Annotated in this window: 15 protein-coding genes and 1 pseudogene; 7 read left to right on the top strand and 9 right to left on the bottom strand. The window is 64.7% G+C overall.

All coding sequences use genetic code 11. The annotated features are described in order from the left end of the window. Positions 1-102 precede the first annotated feature (102 nt). From OKW39_RS02880 to OKW39_RS02870, 3 genes are read left to right on the top strand one after another with little or no spacing between them, the layout of a single operon-like run. Positions 103-1,338: a molybdopterin molybdotransferase MoeA gene (locus OKW39_RS02880; protein WP_429562004.1), complete on the top strand. Its 1,236-nt coding sequence runs from the start codon at positions 103-105 to the stop codon at positions 1,336-1,338. A 45-nt stretch (positions 1,339-1,383) separates the two neighbouring features. Further along, positions 1,384-1,641, top strand: coding sequence for a molybdopterin converting factor subunit 1 (gene moaD, locus OKW39_RS02875; RefSeq protein WP_090804599.1), 258 nt, complete (start codon positions 1,384-1,386; stop codon positions 1,639-1,641). 56 nt (positions 1,642-1,697) lie between these two features. Next, a complete protein-coding gene (locus tag OKW39_RS02870; protein WP_090804601.1) occupies positions 1,698-2,174 on the top strand; it encodes a molybdenum cofactor biosynthesis protein MoaE in 477 nt (158 codons plus the stop codon). 72 nt (positions 2,175-2,246) lie between these two features. Here the strand turns inward: OKW39_RS02870 and OKW39_RS02865 are convergent, their stop codons facing one another. Continuing rightward, positions 2,247-2,801 carry a group III truncated hemoglobin gene (locus OKW39_RS02865; RefSeq protein ID WP_429562003.1) on the bottom strand — a complete coding sequence of 185 codons (555 nt, stop codon included), beginning with the start codon at positions 2,799-2,801 and terminating at the stop codon, positions 2,247-2,249. Between the two features lie 265 nt (positions 2,802-3,066). Between OKW39_RS02865 and OKW39_RS02860 the strand changes: the two genes are divergently transcribed. Next, complete coding sequence (locus OKW39_RS02860; protein ID WP_429562002.1) at positions 3,067-3,597, top strand: Rrf2 family transcriptional regulator; 531 nt, start codon at positions 3,067-3,069, stop codon at positions 3,595-3,597. Between the two features lie 170 nt (positions 3,598-3,767). Beyond that, positions 3,768-6,365 (top strand): ATP-dependent chaperone ClpB, encoded by a 2,598-nt coding sequence (clpB, locus tag OKW39_RS02855; RefSeq protein WP_090804607.1) that lies wholly within the window; start codon positions 3,768-3,770, stop codon positions 6,363-6,365. A 179-nt stretch (positions 6,366-6,544) separates the two neighbouring features. Here clpB and OKW39_RS02850 read toward each other — a convergent pair whose 3' ends face one another. Beyond that, entirely contained in the window at positions 6,545-6,976 is a 432-nt protein-coding gene (locus OKW39_RS02850) for a YidB family protein (protein ID WP_429562001.1), read from the bottom strand. 102 nt (positions 6,977-7,078) lie between these two features. Further along, entirely contained in the window at positions 7,079-7,654 is a 576-nt protein-coding gene (locus tag OKW39_RS02845; RefSeq protein WP_429562000.1) for a ComEA family DNA-binding protein, read from the bottom strand. 310 nt (positions 7,655-7,964) lie between these two features. On the opposite strand from OKW39_RS02845, the gene OKW39_RS02840 reads away from it, so the two are divergent. Together OKW39_RS02840 and OKW39_RS02835 are read left to right on the top strand one after the other, a co-directional pair. Beyond that, positions 7,965-8,492: a MerR family transcriptional regulator gene (locus OKW39_RS02840; RefSeq protein ID WP_090804611.1), complete on the top strand. Its 528-nt coding sequence runs from the start codon at positions 7,965-7,967 to the stop codon at positions 8,490-8,492. After that, positions 8,411-8,821, top strand: coding sequence for a carboxymuconolactone decarboxylase family protein (locus tag OKW39_RS02835; protein ID WP_090804613.1), 411 nt, complete (start codon positions 8,411-8,413; stop codon positions 8,819-8,821). Before OKW39_RS02840 ends, OKW39_RS02835 begins: the two co-directional genes overlap by 82 nt. A gap of 120 nt (positions 8,822-8,941) precedes the next feature. Here OKW39_RS02835 and OKW39_RS02830 read toward each other — a convergent pair whose 3' ends face one another. From OKW39_RS02830 to rho, 6 genes and pseudogenes are all read right to left on the bottom strand, one after another. Next, positions 8,942-10,321 (bottom strand): MATE family efflux transporter, encoded by a 1,380-nt coding sequence (locus OKW39_RS02830; protein ID WP_429361335.1) that lies wholly within the window; start codon positions 10,319-10,321, stop codon positions 8,942-8,944. A gap of 2 nt (positions 10,322-10,323) precedes the next feature. After that, on the bottom strand, positions 10,324-12,081 hold the full coding sequence (locus tag OKW39_RS02825; RefSeq protein ID WP_429361333.1) for an ArnT family glycosyltransferase: 1,758 nt from the start codon (positions 12,079-12,081) through the stop codon (positions 10,324-10,326). 307 nt (positions 12,082-12,388) lie between these two features. Further along, the gene (locus OKW39_RS02820; RefSeq protein ID WP_090804621.1) at positions 12,389-12,652 is read right to left on the bottom strand and encodes a type B 50S ribosomal protein L31; all 264 of its coding nucleotides are present in this window, start codon (positions 12,650-12,652) and stop codon (positions 12,389-12,391) included. 180 nt (positions 12,653-12,832) lie between these two features. Continuing rightward, positions 12,833-13,666, bottom strand: coding sequence for a zinc-dependent peptidase (locus OKW39_RS02815; RefSeq protein WP_090804623.1), 834 nt, complete (start codon positions 13,664-13,666; stop codon positions 12,833-12,835). Positions 13,667-13,699: 33 nt separating this feature from the next. Then, positions 13,700-14,182, bottom strand: a pseudogene (locus OKW39_RS02810) (MFS transporter); the annotation flags it as partial. Positions 14,183-14,292: 110 nt separating this feature from the next. Beyond that, a complete protein-coding gene (rho, locus tag OKW39_RS02805) occupies positions 14,293-15,561 on the bottom strand; it encodes a transcription termination factor Rho (protein WP_090804624.1) in 1,269 nt (422 codons plus the stop codon). Positions 15,562-15,816: the final 255 nt, after the last annotated feature.

Raw genomic sequence — 15,816 nt, 5'->3', positions numbered from 1 at the left:
CATAACGCCCGGCCGCCCAGGCTAACGGCATCGGCCGCTACAATGTTCTTTTAACCTGCGGCTTCCACCCTCCAGATGTCCACACCCACGTCCCGCGCTCCGATGCTCGCCACTGCCGATGCGCTGGCGATCCTGCTCGACGCCGCGCGCGCGCTCGACGATATCGAAACGCTGCCGACGCTCGACGCGCTGAATCGCGTGCTCGCCACCGACGTCACGTCGCCGCTCGACGTGCCGCCGATGAACACGAGCGCGATGGACGGCTACGCGGTCCGCATCGCCGATCTCGCGCACGGCAGGCGCCTGCCGGTCTCGCAACGCATTCCGGCCGGCCATGCGCCGACGCCGCTCGCGCCCAACAGCGCGGCACGCATCTTCACCGGCGCGACGGTGCCCGCCGGCGCGGACGCGGTCGTGATGCAGGAGCAGACCGAGGCGGCTGGCGACGAGGTGACGCTCGTGCATCGTCCGCAGGCGGGCGAGTGGATCACCGCACAGGGCGCCGATATTCGCGCGGGCTCGGTGATCCTGCCGGCCGGCACGCGGCTCACGCCGCAGGCGTTGGGGCTTGCCGCGTCGGTCGGATGCGCGCGGCTCGAGGTGCGCCGCCGCGTGAAAGTCGCCGTATTCTTCACCGGCGACGAACTGACGATGCCCGGCGAGCCGCTGAAGCCCGGCGCGATCTACAACTCGAATCGCTTCACGCTGCGCGGCCTGCTCGAGAAGCTCGGCTGCGACGTGACCGACTATGGCATCGTCGCCGATCAACTCGACGCGACCCGCGCGACGCTGCGCGAAGCCGCCGAGGCGCACGATCTGATTCTCACCTGCGGCGGCGTGTCGGTCGGCGAGGAGGATCACGTGAAGCCGGCGGTGGAGGCCGAAGGGCGTCTGTCGATGTGGCAGATCGCCATGAAGCCGGGCAAGCCGCTCGCGTTCGGCGCGGTGCGGCGTGGTGCGGGTGGTGCGGGTGGTGCAAATGGGGGCGAGCCGGCCGAAACGTTTTTCATCGGCCTGCCCGGCAATCCGGTGTCGAGCTTCGTGACGTTCCTGCTGTTCGTGCGTCCGTTCGTACTGCGGCTGGCCGGCGTGCAGGCGGTCGCGCCGCGCGCGCTGTCGCTGCGCGCGGACTTCACGCAGGGCAAGGCCGATCGCCGCAACGAGTTCCTGCGCGCGCGCGTCAACGTGGCGGGAGGGCTCGATCTGTTTGCCAATCAGAGTTCGGCCGTGTTGACGTCGACCGTGTGGGGCGACGGTCTGATCGACAATCCGCCGAACCACGCGATCAGCGCCGGCGAAACCGTGCGCTTCATTCCGTTTTCCGAACTGTTGAACTGAGGCCGGTCATCCGCGGCATGCGCGGCATAGACCGACGGTATCCCGATGAAGATTGAACTCCGATATTTTGCGAGCGTGCGTGAAGCGCTCAATACGTCCGACGAAAGCGTCGAGGTGCCCGACGGCATCGCGACCGTCGGCGATGTGCGCGCGTGGCTGCGCGTGCGTGGCGGCATCTGGGCCGAGACGCTCGCCGAAGGCCGCGCGCTGCGCATGGCCTGCAACCACGTGATGACCGGCGCGAGCACCCGCATCACCGAGGGCTGCGAGGTCGCGTTCTTTCCGCCCGTCACCGGCGGCTGAACCGCGCTCTCGCACATCACGTTCACGCCAGCGACAAAAGCCCTCAGGAGCTGTCCATGCCCGTTCGCGTCCAGACCGAAGACTTCGACCTCAGCGCCGAGGTGGCCGCGCTGCGCGCGCGCAATCCGAGGATCGGCGCGCTCGCGTGCTTCGTCGGCACCGTGCGCGATCTCAACGAGGGCAGCGCGGTCGAGACGATGGAGCTCGAGCATTATCCGGGCATGACGGAGAAGTCGCTCGAGGCGATCGTCGAGCGTGCGCGCGAACGCTGGCCGGGCATCGAGGTGCTGATCGTGCATCGCGTCGGCAAGCTGTATCCGCTCGATCAGATCGTGCTCGTTGCGACGACGGCCGCGCATCGCGGCGACGCGTTTGCGTCGTGTGAATTCGTGATGGACTATCTGAAGACCGAAGCGCCATTCTGGAAGAAGGAGAAAACCGACGCGGGCGAGCGCTGGGTCGACGCGCGCGTGACCGACGATGCCGCGCTCGCGCGCTGGGGAATCGATTCGGGAAATCGGACTCCGGAGTAAACGAGTCGCGGGCCGCGGAGTTGCGACGGCGCACGCGGCGTCTTTGTGTGAGGGGCGTCGGCGCGTCGACGTTCACTCGTCCCGCGAGCGTCCGGTGATCGGCACCGGAAACGGCTCCCCAGCCTGCCGCGACGGATGCTCGCCATCGTCGTCAACGTCGCCAACTCGCGGCCGACGCTTCGGCGCCACCCGCTCGAGCAGCGCCTGCTGCTCCGGCGGGATCTTGTAATCCCAGCCGAAACGGCTCAGCTGCAGACTCTGCGCGATCCGCAGCGCCGGCTCCATGAAACGGACCGCCGCGGCCGGCTGATAGCGCGATTCGACCGTATCGAGGAACAGATACAGCCAGCGGCTGAAATGCTGCGGCTCGATGCCTTCGAGCGGCTGATGCGCCTGCTGCACGTTGCCGCGATACTGCTTCGCGCCGAGCACGAGGCTGCTCCAGAATGTGCACATCTTCGGCAGATGGTCGTCCCAGCGGCCCGCGAGCTTCGCGTCGAAGACCGGACCGAGCAGCGGGTCGGCACGCACGCGATCGTAAAAGCCATAGACGAGGTCGCGGATATTGGCGTCGGTGGGTTCGGCCGCGCGTTCGACCGGCCGCGCGGCGGGGAAAGACGGATTCATGCGGATTCCAGAAAATTGCGGTTGCCGATGACGGCTGAACTGAACCTTGACCCCCCGTTTTTCTAACAAACGGTTGATGCGGAAAAAGCTACTATTGCTATCCGAAACTGTATTGCAGCGCGATTCGGGGAACGACGCCCGCCGGCCACTCATGCCAGCCAGTCATGCCAGGGCGTAGCGCTCGTTCCCGGCAACCCTTGCCTCGACGCGGTTATCGGGACGTTCAAGGCGCTTGCTCGCAGCCTTTCAAGCTATACCGGGACCTATGAGACTTACCGACTATACGGATTACGCGCTGCGCGTGCTGCTGTACCTCGCGGTGCGGGGCGACGGATTATCGACGATTCAGGACATTTCGCAAGCCTACGGCATCTCGAAGAACCATCTGATGAAGGTCGTGCAGCAGCTGGGCGAGCTCGGCTGGGTCGAAACCGTGCGCGGCCGCAACGGCGGCTTGCGGCTCGGCGCGCAATCGCTGTCGCTGACCGTCGGCGACGTGGTGCGGGTCACGGAAAGCGACTTTGCGCTGGTCGGCTGTCTGCCGGACCGGCAGGGCCAACAGCGGCCTTGCGTCATCACGACGCAGTGCCGGCTGCGTGGCGCGTTGCAGGCGGCGAACCTCGCATTTCTCGCCGAGCACGATCGTTTTACGATCGGCGAAGTCGCGCAACCGAAAAGTCCGCTCGCGGCGTTGCTCGGGTTAGGCTCCACGATTCAGATGGTGCCGCCGCCGATTACGATGGTATCGGATAGCACGCGCGGCGGCAGTCCGGCGACGCTGGGCCACAAGAACTAGAACATCCGGCCGGCTCCCGGGTGCGCAAACCCGCCCGGCCGCGCCACTGGGGAAGGATCGCGGCAGTTCTTGCGCTCAAATGTCAAATAGTTGCGGCCGAGGCCAAAAAAGCGCTTGAAACCCTAATAAAACGCCTCATTTTGGTGGTAATCGAAATTGGAGGTCTCTTGATGAGAATCGACAAACTCACCACTAAATTCCAGGAAGCGCTCGCGGACGCCCAGAGTCTGGCGGTTGGCCACGACAATCAGTACATCGAACCCGTCCACGTGCTCGCGGCACTCGTCGCGCAGCAGGACGGCTCCGCTCGCTCGCTGCTGTCGCGCGCCGGCGTGCATGTACAACCTCTACAAACCGCACTGAACGACGCGGTCACGCGGCTGCCCCAAGTGCAAGGCACCGATGGCAACGTGCAGATCGGCCGCGAACTGACCGGTCTGTTGAACCAGGCCGATAAGGAAGCGCAGAAGCTCAACGACACGTTCGTCGCGAGCGAAATGTTCCTGCTCGCGGTCGCCGACGACAAAGGCGAGGCCGGCCGTCTCGCGCGCGAGCATGGGTTGTCGCGCAAGGCGCTCGAAACCGCGATCGCCGCGGTGCGCGGCGGCTCGCAGGTGCATAGCCAGGACGCCGAAAGCCAGCGCGAAGCGCTGAAGAAATACACGATCGACCTGACCGAGCGCGCCCGCGCAGGCAAGCTCGACCCCGTGATCGGCCGCGACGACGAAATCCGCCGTTCCATTCAGATCCTGCAGCGCCGCACCAAGAACAACCCGGTGCTGATCGGCGAGCCGGGCGTCGGCAAGACCGCGATCGTCGAGGGGCTCGCGCAGCGCATCGTCAACGGCGAAGTGCCGGAAACGCTGAAGAACAAGCGCGTGCTGTCGCTCGACATGGCCGCGCTGCTCGCGGGCGCCAAGTATCGCGGCGAGTTCGAGGAGCGCCTGAAGGCGGTGCTCAACGACATCGCGAAGGACGAAGGGCAAACCATCGTCTTCATCGACGAGATTCATACGATGGTCGGCGCCGGCAAGGCCGAAGGCGCGATGGACGCTGGCAACATGCTGAAGCCGGCGCTCTCGCGCGGCGAACTGCATTGCGTCGGCGCGACCACGCTCGACGAATACCGCAAGTACATCGAAAAGGATGCCGCGCTCGAGCGCCGTTTCCAGAAGGTGCTGGTGGACGAGCCGTCGGTCGAGGCGACCATCGCGATCCTGCGCGGTCTGCAGGAGCGCTATGAGCTGCACCACGGCGTCGACATCACCGACCCGGCGATCGTCGCGGCCGCCGAGCTGTCGCATCGCTACATCACGGACCGCTTCCTGCCCGACAAGGCGATCGATCTGATCGACGAAGCCGCGTCGAAGATCAAGATGGAAATCGACTCGAAGCCGGAGGAGATGGATCGGCTCGACCGTCGTCTGATCCAGCTGAAGATCGAACGCGAAGCGGTGAAGAAGGAGAAGGACGAAGCGTCGCAGAAGCGTCTGCAGCTGATCGAAGAGGAAATCGAGCGGCTCAACCGCGAATATTCGGACCTCGATGAAATCTGGACCGCGGAAAAAGCGGCGGTGCAGGGCAGCGCGCAACTGAAGGAAGAGATCGAGAAGACGCGTGCGGAAATCGTGCGTCTGCAGCGTGAGGGCAAGCTCGAGAAGGTGGCCGAGTTGCAGTACGGCAAGCTGCCGGGTCTCGAGGCGCAGTTGAAGGAAGTCACGCGCGCCGAGGCCGAGGAGCAGAACAGTCCGAAGCGTCCGCGTCTGTTGCGCACGCAGGTCGGCGCGGAAGAAATCGCCGAGGTCGTGTCGCGGGCCACCGGCATTCCGGTGTCGCGCATGATGCAGGGCGAGCGCGAAAAGCTGCTGCAGATCGAGTCGAAGCTGCATGAGCGCGTGGTCGGCCAGGACGAGGCGATCAGCGCGGTCGCCGATGCGATTCGCCGCTCGCGCGCGGGTCTGTCGGACCCGAACCGTCCGTATGGCTCGTTCCTGTTCCTCGGGCCGACCGGCGTCGGCAAGACCGAGCTGTGCAAGGCGTTGGCGTCCTTCCTGTTCGATTCGGAAGAGCATCTCATCCGTATCGACATGAGCGAGTTCATGGAGAAGCACAGCGTCGCGCGTCTGATCGGCGCGCCGCCGGGTTACGTCGGCTACGAGGAGGGCGGTTATCTGACCGAGGCCGTGCGCCGCAAGCCGTATAGCGTGATCCTGCTCGACGAAATCGAGAAGGCGCATCCGGACGTGTTCAACGTGCTGCTGCAGGTGCTCGACGACGGCCGTATGACCGATGGCCAGGGCCGCACCGTCGACTTCAAGAACACGGTGATCGTGATGACCTCGAACCTCGGTTCGCAGGTGATCCAGGCGATGGTCGGCGAGCCGCAGGAAGCCGTGAAGGACGCCGTGTGGGAAGAGGTGAAGCTGCACTTCCGGCCCGAGTTCCTGAACCGGATCGACGACGTCGTCGTGTTCCATGCGCTCGATCGCTCGAACATCCAGTCGATCGCGCGGATCCAGCTGCAGCGTCTGCACGAGCGGCTCGCGAAGCTCGACATGCAGCTGGTGGTGTCGGACGCGGCGCTCGAGCACATCGGCAAGGTCGGCTACGACCCGCTGTTCGGTGCGCGGCCGCTGAAGCGCGCGATCCAGCAGGAGATCGAGAACCCGATCGCGAAGCTGATTCTGGCCGGCAAGTTCGGTCCGAAGGATGTGATTCCGGTCGAAGTGGACGACGGCAAGCTGCTGTTCGAGCGCGTCGTGCACTGAAGGCGATGGCTTGATGATGCGAAGGGACGACGGCAGGCGAGTCGTTCCCGCCAACGTTAAGAAACCGGCAACGAAGGTGACTTCGTTGCCGGTTTTCTTTTGGCCGCCGATTTCAAACCGGTGGCATCACCGTGGAGCGAAGGTCTCTGCAAGCCGCCAGCGCATGGCGCACAGCGTGCTTAAGCGTTGCCCTTGTTGCCGAGCAGCGCCGACAGGCCGCCGAGCGCGCCGAGCACCGTGGTCGCGTTCAGCTTGCCATCGGCCGGCACTTCGCCTTCCGGCGTGGCCGCGTTGACGACGTGCGGCAGGATCTGCGACAGCAGACCCGTCACCTGATCCGGCTGGACGCCGGCCTTGGCGGCGAGACCGGTCACGGCTTCCGAGCCCAGCAGGTTATGCAGCGCGTCGGGTGCGATCGGCTGGTTTTCGCCATTGCCGACCCACGACGACACGACGTCGCCGAGGCCCTTTTCCTGGAAGCGCTGGATCAGGCCGTTCAGGCCACCAGGCTGGTTGTTGACGAATTCGAGCGCGGCGGCGATCAGCGCTTGCTGGCCGCCGCCTTCTGGCGATTTGCCAAGCAGGGAACCGATGGTGTCGAGTAGGCTCATGACGGTCTCTCTTCAATGCCGGCGCGTATGACGGCCGGGCGGGTGACGTCGACGCGCGGTTGCGCGTCGCGGTGAAACGCAAGGGCGGCAGCCCCGCCGGGCTCAAGCGCCGGACGCAGCCGCGGCGGATGCCGCCTTGCTCTTCTTCGCTTTCTTCTTCGAAGCCTTGGTGCCGGACGCGTCGGCCGGTGCGCTAGCCGCGACGGCCGGAGCCGAAGCGGCTGCCGCTTCGGATGCTGCGGCCTTGTCCTTCTTCTTCGACTTCGACGGCTTCGCGGCCGAGGCGGGGGCAGCCGCGGCCGGCGCTGCCGTCGTGGCAGCGGGCGCGGCGGCGGTGGTTGCCGCGGGAGCCGCCGGTGTGGTCTTCGTGGCCGGCTTGGTGGACGTCTTCGCGCCGGTCGGCGGTGCCGACGAGCCGTTGATCGTCAGTCCGGCCGCTTCGAGGTTCTCGACCGATTTCTGGCCGATGCCCTTCACACGCGCGGCGAGATCGTCGGCGTTCTTGAACGGGCCGTTTTTGGCGCGTTCGGCGAGAATCGCTTTCGCATGCACGGGGCCGATGCCCTTGACCGATTCGAGCGTGGCCTGATCGGCGGTATTCACTTCCACGGCCGCGGCAAATCCGGCCGACAGCGACAAAGCCACAGCGACGCAAAGCATGAAAAGCTTCTTCAGCATGGCAAGCACTCCATTGAGGGCAAAAAGTTAGCCGGGAACGGACGACCTATCCTGTCAGCGGGCGCTGCGTTTAAGCATAGGACAAATCGCAGGCCCGATTTGAGATAGCGGACGATTTATACCGATCGATTGATGACAAGTAAATCCACCACACAATATTTAAAGCTTTTGGCGGCATGCAGTGCCGGTGAATTTATCGGTCGATATCGATCGCGATAACTCGTCTGCGATAAAGAATGAGCAACGCAAAGGAATGACAGCGTCCGACGCTTGACTTAGAGTGCACTCGAAGTCCTAACCTGAGTCCGTCATGTCGAAACACTCAACCGCGCTCACCATCGGTCAGGTCGCCGAAACGATCGGCGTGTCCACGCACACGTTGCGCTATTACGAACAGGCCGGCCTGATCCGGCCGGTCGGACGCACGCAGACGGGGCACCGGCTGTACTCGCCGGCCGATCTCGACTGGTTGCGCTTCGTGATGCGTCTGAAGGCAACGGGCATGTCGATCTCCGGCATGCAGCAGATCGCCGCGCTGCGCGCGCAAGGCCATCCGACGATGCGCGCACGCCGCGACCTGCTGGTTGCGCATCGCACCGCGCTGCTCGCGCGGATCGCCGATCTGCAGAGCAACCTCGGCGCGATCGACGACAAGATCGCGTACTACGAGGCGGCCACGAGCGGCGCGCTTGAGCCCGATCCGGCACGACAGGACGACGAAGCCTCGTCGCCCTCACATCCCGATAAGGACTCGCAATGGACTACGCACACAACGACCGCTACGCGCGGGGCTGGGACAAGCTCAGGGAAATCGACGGTTCGGCGGGCGAGCAGGTAATCGCCGCGCTCGCGCCCGTCGCGCCGGAATTCGGACGCCTGTTGATTGAATTCGGCTTCGGCGATATCTACAGCCGGCCGCAGCTCGATCTGCGCACGCGTGAGATTGCGACGATCGCGTCGCTCGCGACCCTCGGCTGCGCGCAGCCGCAACTGAAGGTACATATCGAGGCGGCGCTGAACGTCGGCTGCACGCGCGAGCAGATCGTCGAGGTGTTCATGCAGATGGCGCTTTATGCGGGCTTTCCGGCCGCGCTCAATGCGCTGTTCGCGGCGCGGGAAATTTTCGAGGCCAAGGATCGGGAGGGGCAGGCCGCATACGCGGCGTGAGCGGGCTGAGCTGCGTGGGGAAGGAAAGGCGGATGCAGAACAGGTCGACTCTCACCCCGGCTTGGGCGCAACTGACGGTCCGGTCGGTGCTATTCGTGGCCTTCGCAACCCTCCATCCCCTCAAACAGCCGAATCAACCAGCACCGCCGCAGCCTCGCGCAAATAGCGCTGGCTCACGAATCGCCAGTACACGAGCAAGCCGAGCCCGGCAATCGCGAGACTTGCGGTATTGGCGACCCAGAAGCCGCGCGCGCCGGTCAGCCAGGGCGGCGTGAGGCCGGTCGTATCGAAGCCGAGCGCATAGCCGCCGCCGAGCCCGACTCCCCACAGCGCCACCGCATAGATGATGGTCGGCACGACCGCGACCTTGTAGGCGCGCAGCACGAACGCGGTCGAGATCTGCAACGCGTCGAACAGGTGGTAGCAGGCGACGATCAGCACCAGCGGCAACGCCTTCGCCACCACCTGCGCGTTCGTCGTATAGCCGTCGACGATATACGGCCGCAGCACGAGCACGAGCGCGCCATAGCAGCACGCGATCGCAACCGCCATCGCGATGCCGTGACGCGACAGCGTGCGCGCCGCCTGCGGCCGATGCGCGCCGAGCGCCTGCGCGACCAGCGTCGACGACGCGATGCCGATCGACAGCGGCGTCATATAGAGCACCGCGCCGACGTTGCCGGCGATCTGGTGCCCGGCGAGCGTCGTCGTGCCGAAACGCGCGATGAAAAGCGCCATGAAGGTGTACGACGTGACCTCGATCAGATACGACAGCCCCATTGGAATACCGAGCCGCAGTTGCGCGGCCTGGCGCTTCCAGACCGGCCAGCAGAAGTGCGTGAAGATGCCGAGTGCCTTGAAATCGTCGACGCGCGCGAGCAGCAGCATGCCGAGCGCCGCGAGTGCCCAGTTGAGCAGCGTGCTCGCGAGCGCGCAGCCCGGACCGCCCAGCGCGGGCACGCCGAGGCCGCCGAAAATGAACCAGGTATTGAGCGGAATTTTCAGCAGCAGCGCGGCGATCTGCAGGAACATCACGAGCCGCGGTTTGGCGAGCGCATTGGCAACGGAGCCGTAGACCCGGAAGGCGAGGCCGGCGGGCAGCCCGAACGCGAGAATCCGCAGGTACGCGAGCGTGCGCTCGTGCAGCGCGTCGGGCACCCGCGACAACGCCAGCAGCGGTCCGGGGAAGAACAGGATCAGAAAGCCGATCACGGTCAGCGCGGCGGCAAGCCACCATGACTGGCGGACCTCTTCGCCGATCTCGCCGTAGCGACGCGCGCCGTACAGCTGCGCGGTGATCGGCTGCAGCGCGGTCAGGATGCCGGTCAGGCCGATATAGACCGAGACGTAGATCGACGAGCCGAGGCCGAGCGCGGCCAGATCGACGGCCGAGTAGCGCCCGACCATCGCCGTGTCGATCACGCCGAACGCGATGATGGCCAACTGGCCGATCAATACGGGCCACGCGAGCGCGGCGATCTTCCGTACGTCGGCGAACATGGTCAGTCGCGCTTCTTGTGCCAGTTGCGGCGCTTGGCGGGCGGCGGCTTGGGACGGTCGATGCGCACGTACAGGCGGAAGCGCTCGTCGCGGTCAGCGGCGCGGCGGCCTTCCCACACGAGCTTCCAGACGTAGTCGGGCATCGCGCTCGGGTTGCCGTAGTCCTGCGAGTCCTGACGCAGGATCACGTCGCAGTCCTGGTCGAACGAGAAATGCATGTCGCCGAAATACGCGAATGTCGCGATCTGCGCATTGCCTAGGCGCACCGGCGCGATGCACGTGTAGTCATCGGGCAAATGGGCGGCGATCTGCTGCGCGACGTCGCGATAGGTCCGGCTGTAGTTGACGACCGGCAGCCACAGCGTCATCAGCAACACCCACATCAGCGTGGTGCCGGCGCTCGACAGCACGACGCTGCGCCACAGCACCTTCGGATGACGCGCGAGGCGCCAGCGCACCAGCAGGAACCAGCACACGGTCACCGCGACCGCGCACACGAACGACAGAATCTTGAACTGCGGCACGAAGCCGGGCGCGAGTCGCGCGAGATTGCGCGCGAGCGGATGCGGGAAGCCCGTCAGGCCTGCCACATACACGAGCCATACGAAGCTGCCGAGGATCGTGAAGCTCAGCAGCGCGAACCAGTCGATCGCGTTGATCGCGCCGCGCTTGAGCGTCGGCAGCGCGAAAGTGGCGAGTACCGCGAGCGGCGGGAGGAGCAGCATGTAGAGTCGGTTCGACTGATGGCTTTGCAGCACGACGAGCACGAACAGCGGCCCGATCACCGACAGCGGAATCGCCACGTGCGGCGCGCGCCGCAGTCCCTGCCAGCTGAACCACGACCACAGCGCGAGTGGCCAGGCGGGCCACGTGAAGAGCGGCAGGTTTTTCAGCGCATACGCGGCGACCGAGCCGGGCGGGCCCGCGAACGAACTCAGGCTCACGTGCAGCCACTGGTTCAGATACCAGGCAGCGTCGTCCGGGAACGCGGAGAGCGCGATGATCGGCCACGACACCGCGAGCACGAGCGCCACGGGCAGACCCGCAAGCAGCAGCCAGCGCAATCGCGTTTCGCGTACGATCAGCGTCATCGCGAGCGTGCCGAGCAGCAGCGCGCCGACCAGCACCGGGCTGCTCGCGAGTGTGACGAGGCCAATCGCGAGACCCCAGATCAGCGCGCCCTGAATCGGCTTGTCGATCATGCGCACGAGGCCGTACACGAGCATCGCGATGCAGACGAACTGCGCGAGCTGCGGCGTGGTCTCGTGACCGCGCTCGGCGAGGCCGAAGCACGCGAGCAGGATCAGCAGTGCGCCATCGGCGAGCGTGCGGCCATAGTCGCGCGGTTCCGGCTCGCCGCCGAACGCATATTTGAATGGCTGCACTTCGGGACGCCGGCCGAGCAGATACGCCGCGTACCAGACGAACGCACAGCCCGCGCAGAACAGCAGGCCCGTGAACACGCGCGACGCGTTGCTCGCGTCGACCCACGGTGCGAGGACGCGGATCGCGCTCGCGCCGAGCCAGTAGCCGAGCGGGCCGTCCTCGGTCAGATATTTGCCGACCAGATTCGGCAGCAGCCAATCGTGCGCTCCGCCGTTCGCCATCGTCCACATCACACCAAAGCCGGCTGCGTCCTCGTTCTTCCACGGATCGCGGCCGAACAGGCCGAACGAGGCGTAGACGATACAGATGGCCAGCAGCAGCCAGCGCGGCAACGCACTGGTCGCAGAGGCGGTGAGGCGAACGACAGGTCTCATGCGGTGTGTGGAGTCTGGATAAACGATGCAGCCGGAGCGGCCCGGCAGGTCAGGGCGCGAGGGCCCGTTTCGAGCATCCGGCATTGTAGTCGTGCCGTGCGATGCACGTCACGGCCGGTAACGCCCGGCAACGTCAATGCACAAGCTGTAACACAGTGTCGCGAAAGCGCGGCGTGCTCCTTCCGGCTGAAGGCTTCGCGCGGCGTGCGAACCAGCGGGCGCACAAGCGCAGGCGACAAAAAAGGGCAGCTCGCGCTGCCCTTTCTGTTTGCTCCGTTGCCGGCCGGAAGCCGGTACCGTTGCGGTATTACTTTACTGCCTTGCCCGAAGCACGTGCGCCGAACTTCTTGTTGAACTTCTCGACGCGGCCGGCCGTGTCCATGATCTTTTGCTGGCCGGTGTAGAACGGATGCGATTCCGACGACACTTCGATCTTCGCGAGCGGGTAGGTCTTGCCGTTGAATTCCGCGGTTTCGCGCGTCTGGATGGTCGAGCGCGTCACGAACCTGAAGTCGTTCGACATGTCGACGAACAGGACTTCGCGGTAATTCGGGTGAATGCCTTCTTTCATGGTCTTTCCTTTAATCTGGCGGTAGCCAACCCGCGTGCAGCCTCGAATGGGACTGCCTTCAGGCGCGAGCCACTTGCCTACGGTCGAAAAACCGCGATTATGGCAGAAAATCAGTCGCTTGGCGATTTTTCTGCCAGCGGATTCTCTTGCGGCGCAAGCGGCGCCCACATTCGCGGCGTCTCAAATGGGCGTGAACGTCAAACCGACGCGCGCTGGATCTTGCCGGTAGTAGCGCGCGAGCAGTCGGTACAGTTCCGGATACTCCGCCTCGAACGCTTGGGGCCGCACGAACAGCGCCTCGCTGCATACGGCAAAAAATTCCGACGGATGGTCCGCCGCATACGGATCGATCAGCGACTCGCGTTCGAAACGCGCCCAGCGTCGCTCGGGCACCGCGTCGACTTTCGCACAGAAGTGATCGTATGCATGGTCGAACACATCGGCCCATGCCTGCGCATCGAGCGGCGCGTGCCAGCGGCGCATCAGCGGCGGGTGGCCATCCGCTTCGCCGTTGAACATGTCGATTTTGTGCGCGAACTCGTGGATCACGACGTTGTATGCGTCGCTGCCATCGGTCATCTGCGCGTCTTCCCACGACAGCACCACCGGGCCGCCTTCCCACGCCTCGCCGCTGGCGTCGTGTTCGATTTCGTGCACGACGCCATCTTCGTCCTCAACGGTCTTGCGGATCACGAACTCGCCCGGATAGACGATCACGCCGACCCAGCCGCGATACAGATCGAGGCTCAGGTTCAGCACCGGCAGGCACGCCTGCGCGGCGATGCCGACCGTCATCGCATCGGTCAGCTCGAGCTCGTGCGCGGTCGAGAACTCCTTCTGCGCGAGGAAGAGAGTCGTCATCTCGCGCAGCCGCGCGAGATCGGGCGCTTCCAGATGCGTGAGAAAGGGTAGGCCGGCGAGTGTCGCCTGCCACAAGGAATCGTCGATCGCGTAGTCTCGCAGCGCGCGCTCGCGACGCCGTGCGCCCAGCCAGTTCGTGAGTTTCGACAGCATGCTTGGAGCCCACCTTCAGTCGATCTGTTTTTGCTACGCGGCGAACGGGCCGCCGCATATCGCGACGCCGATCAGAAAATAGAAACCGTCGAGCGACGCGAGCAAACTGGCCTGCTGCGCAATCGACCGGCTGATCGACGCGATCGCGAGCGTGTTCTGGTAGACCGGATTGTACGGATTCACGGACTCCGCGAGGCGACTTTGATGCAGCGCGAGCCGGTGCCGCTCGACGATGATCACCGAGGCGGTCGCGAAGGAGAGCGTCAACTGCCGGACGATGTTTTTCAGCCGGTAGCCGTGCGTGAACTCCTCCTCGATCAAGAAGATGCGGCACGTCAGATTCGCGACCGGCGGCACGATGAACAGCAACAGCAGGCCGCGCAGCAGCAGCGGCAGGGCGAGCGCCGCCTCGCCGACGTCCGGCGACATGCGTGTCGTCCACCCGGCGGCGAACGCGGCCGCCCCGAAGCCCGGCACGATGATCCACTTCTTGCGCGGCAGCAGCTTCGCAAAACGCGGCGCATTGTCTCTGCGGACGATAGACGAAAAAAAACCGCTCGCAGTTTGCGAGCGGTTTTTCATGCGTTGCAGTTGCCGACTAATACGGCCGGCACGAACGTCGCGCGTTAGCTGCCGCCGCCACGACGCATCATGTCGAAGAACTCGGAATTGCTCTTCGTCTGGCGGATCTTGTCGAGCAGGAATTCCATCGACTCGACTTCGTCCATGTCGTGAATGAACTTGCGCAGTACCCAGATCTTCTGCAGCGCTTCGGGCTTGATCAGCAGCTCTTCGCGGCGCGTGCCCGACTTGTTCAGGTTGATTGACGGGTAGACGCGCTTCTCGGCGAGACGGCGCTCGAGGTGCACTTCCATGTTGCCGGTGCCCTTGAACTCTTCGTAGATCACATCGTCCATGCGGCTGCCGGTTTCGATCAGCGCCGTGCCGATGATGGTCAGCGATCCGCCTTCCTCGATGTTGCGCGCCGCGCCGAAGAACCGCTTCGGGCGCTGCAGCGCGTTCGCGTCGACACCGCCCGTCAGCACCTTGCCCGAGGCCGGGACCACCGTGTTGTAAGCGCGCGCGAGACGCGTGATCGAGTCGAGCAGAATCACGACGTCGTTCTTCATTTCGACGAGGCGCTTGGCCTTCTCGATCACCATTTCGGCGACCTGCACGTGACGCGCGGCGGGTTCGTCGAACGTCGAGGCGATCACTTCGCCGGCCACCGAACGCTGCATTTCCGTCACTTCCTCCGGACGCTCGTCGATCAGCAGCACGAACAGCACGACGTCGGGATGGTTCTGCTTGATCGCGTGCGCGATGTGCTGAAGCATCACGGTCTTGCCCGACTTCGGCGACGCGACGAGCAGGCCGCGCTGGCCCTTGCCGATCGGCGCGATCATGTCGATGATGCGGCCGGTCACATTCTCTTCGCCACGCATTTCACGTTCGAGCAGCAGCACCTTGTTCGGGTGCAGCGGCGTCAGGTTTTCGAACATGATCTTGTGCTTCGAGGCCTCCGGCGGCTGGCCGTTGACCTTGTCCACCTTCACCAGCGCGAAATAGCGCTCGCCGTCTTTCGGCGTGCGCACTTCGCCTTCGATCGTGTCGCCCGTATGCAGATTGAAGCGGCGGATTTGCGACGGGCTGATGTAGATGTCATCCGTGCTGGCGAGGTAGGAGGTTTCCGGCGAACGCAGGAAGCCGAAACCGTCCGGCAGCACTTCGAGGGTGCCGTCGCCGAAGATCGTGTCGCCCGCTTTGGCTCGTTTTTTTAGAATGGCGAACATCAATTCCTGCTTGCGCAGGCGGTTCGCGCTTTCGATCTCGAGGCCATTGGCCATCTCGATCAATTGGGAGACGTGCTGAGTCTTAAGCTCGGATAAATGCATACGGAGAACCCGCAGGAGAAGGTGCGACGAAATGAAATCTGGGAGGAGGGTGAGCGGAACCGCTCAAAGACTTACACGTCTTTTCGACGTTTTGTGGATTCTAGCATAGCACACGCCAATTTAAGCCAGTGCGGCAGCGTGGCATCTTTGTTGCAAAGCGTGTTGCCGACTGACAACACGCTTGACCGGCGGGCGCGGCGGTTTGCTCACCCGATGCGCCCGATTCTCCAACTGCCTGCGGCGCGCGATGGACCC

The sequence above is a fragment of the Paraburkholderia sp. MM6662-R1 genome (genome assembly GCF_050436245.1).
Lineage (GTDB): Bacteria > Pseudomonadota > Gammaproteobacteria > Burkholderiales > Burkholderiaceae > Paraburkholderia > Paraburkholderia tuberum.
Note: the sequence above shows the minus strand (reverse complement) of the source record. Positions and strands in the feature narration are given on the sequence as shown.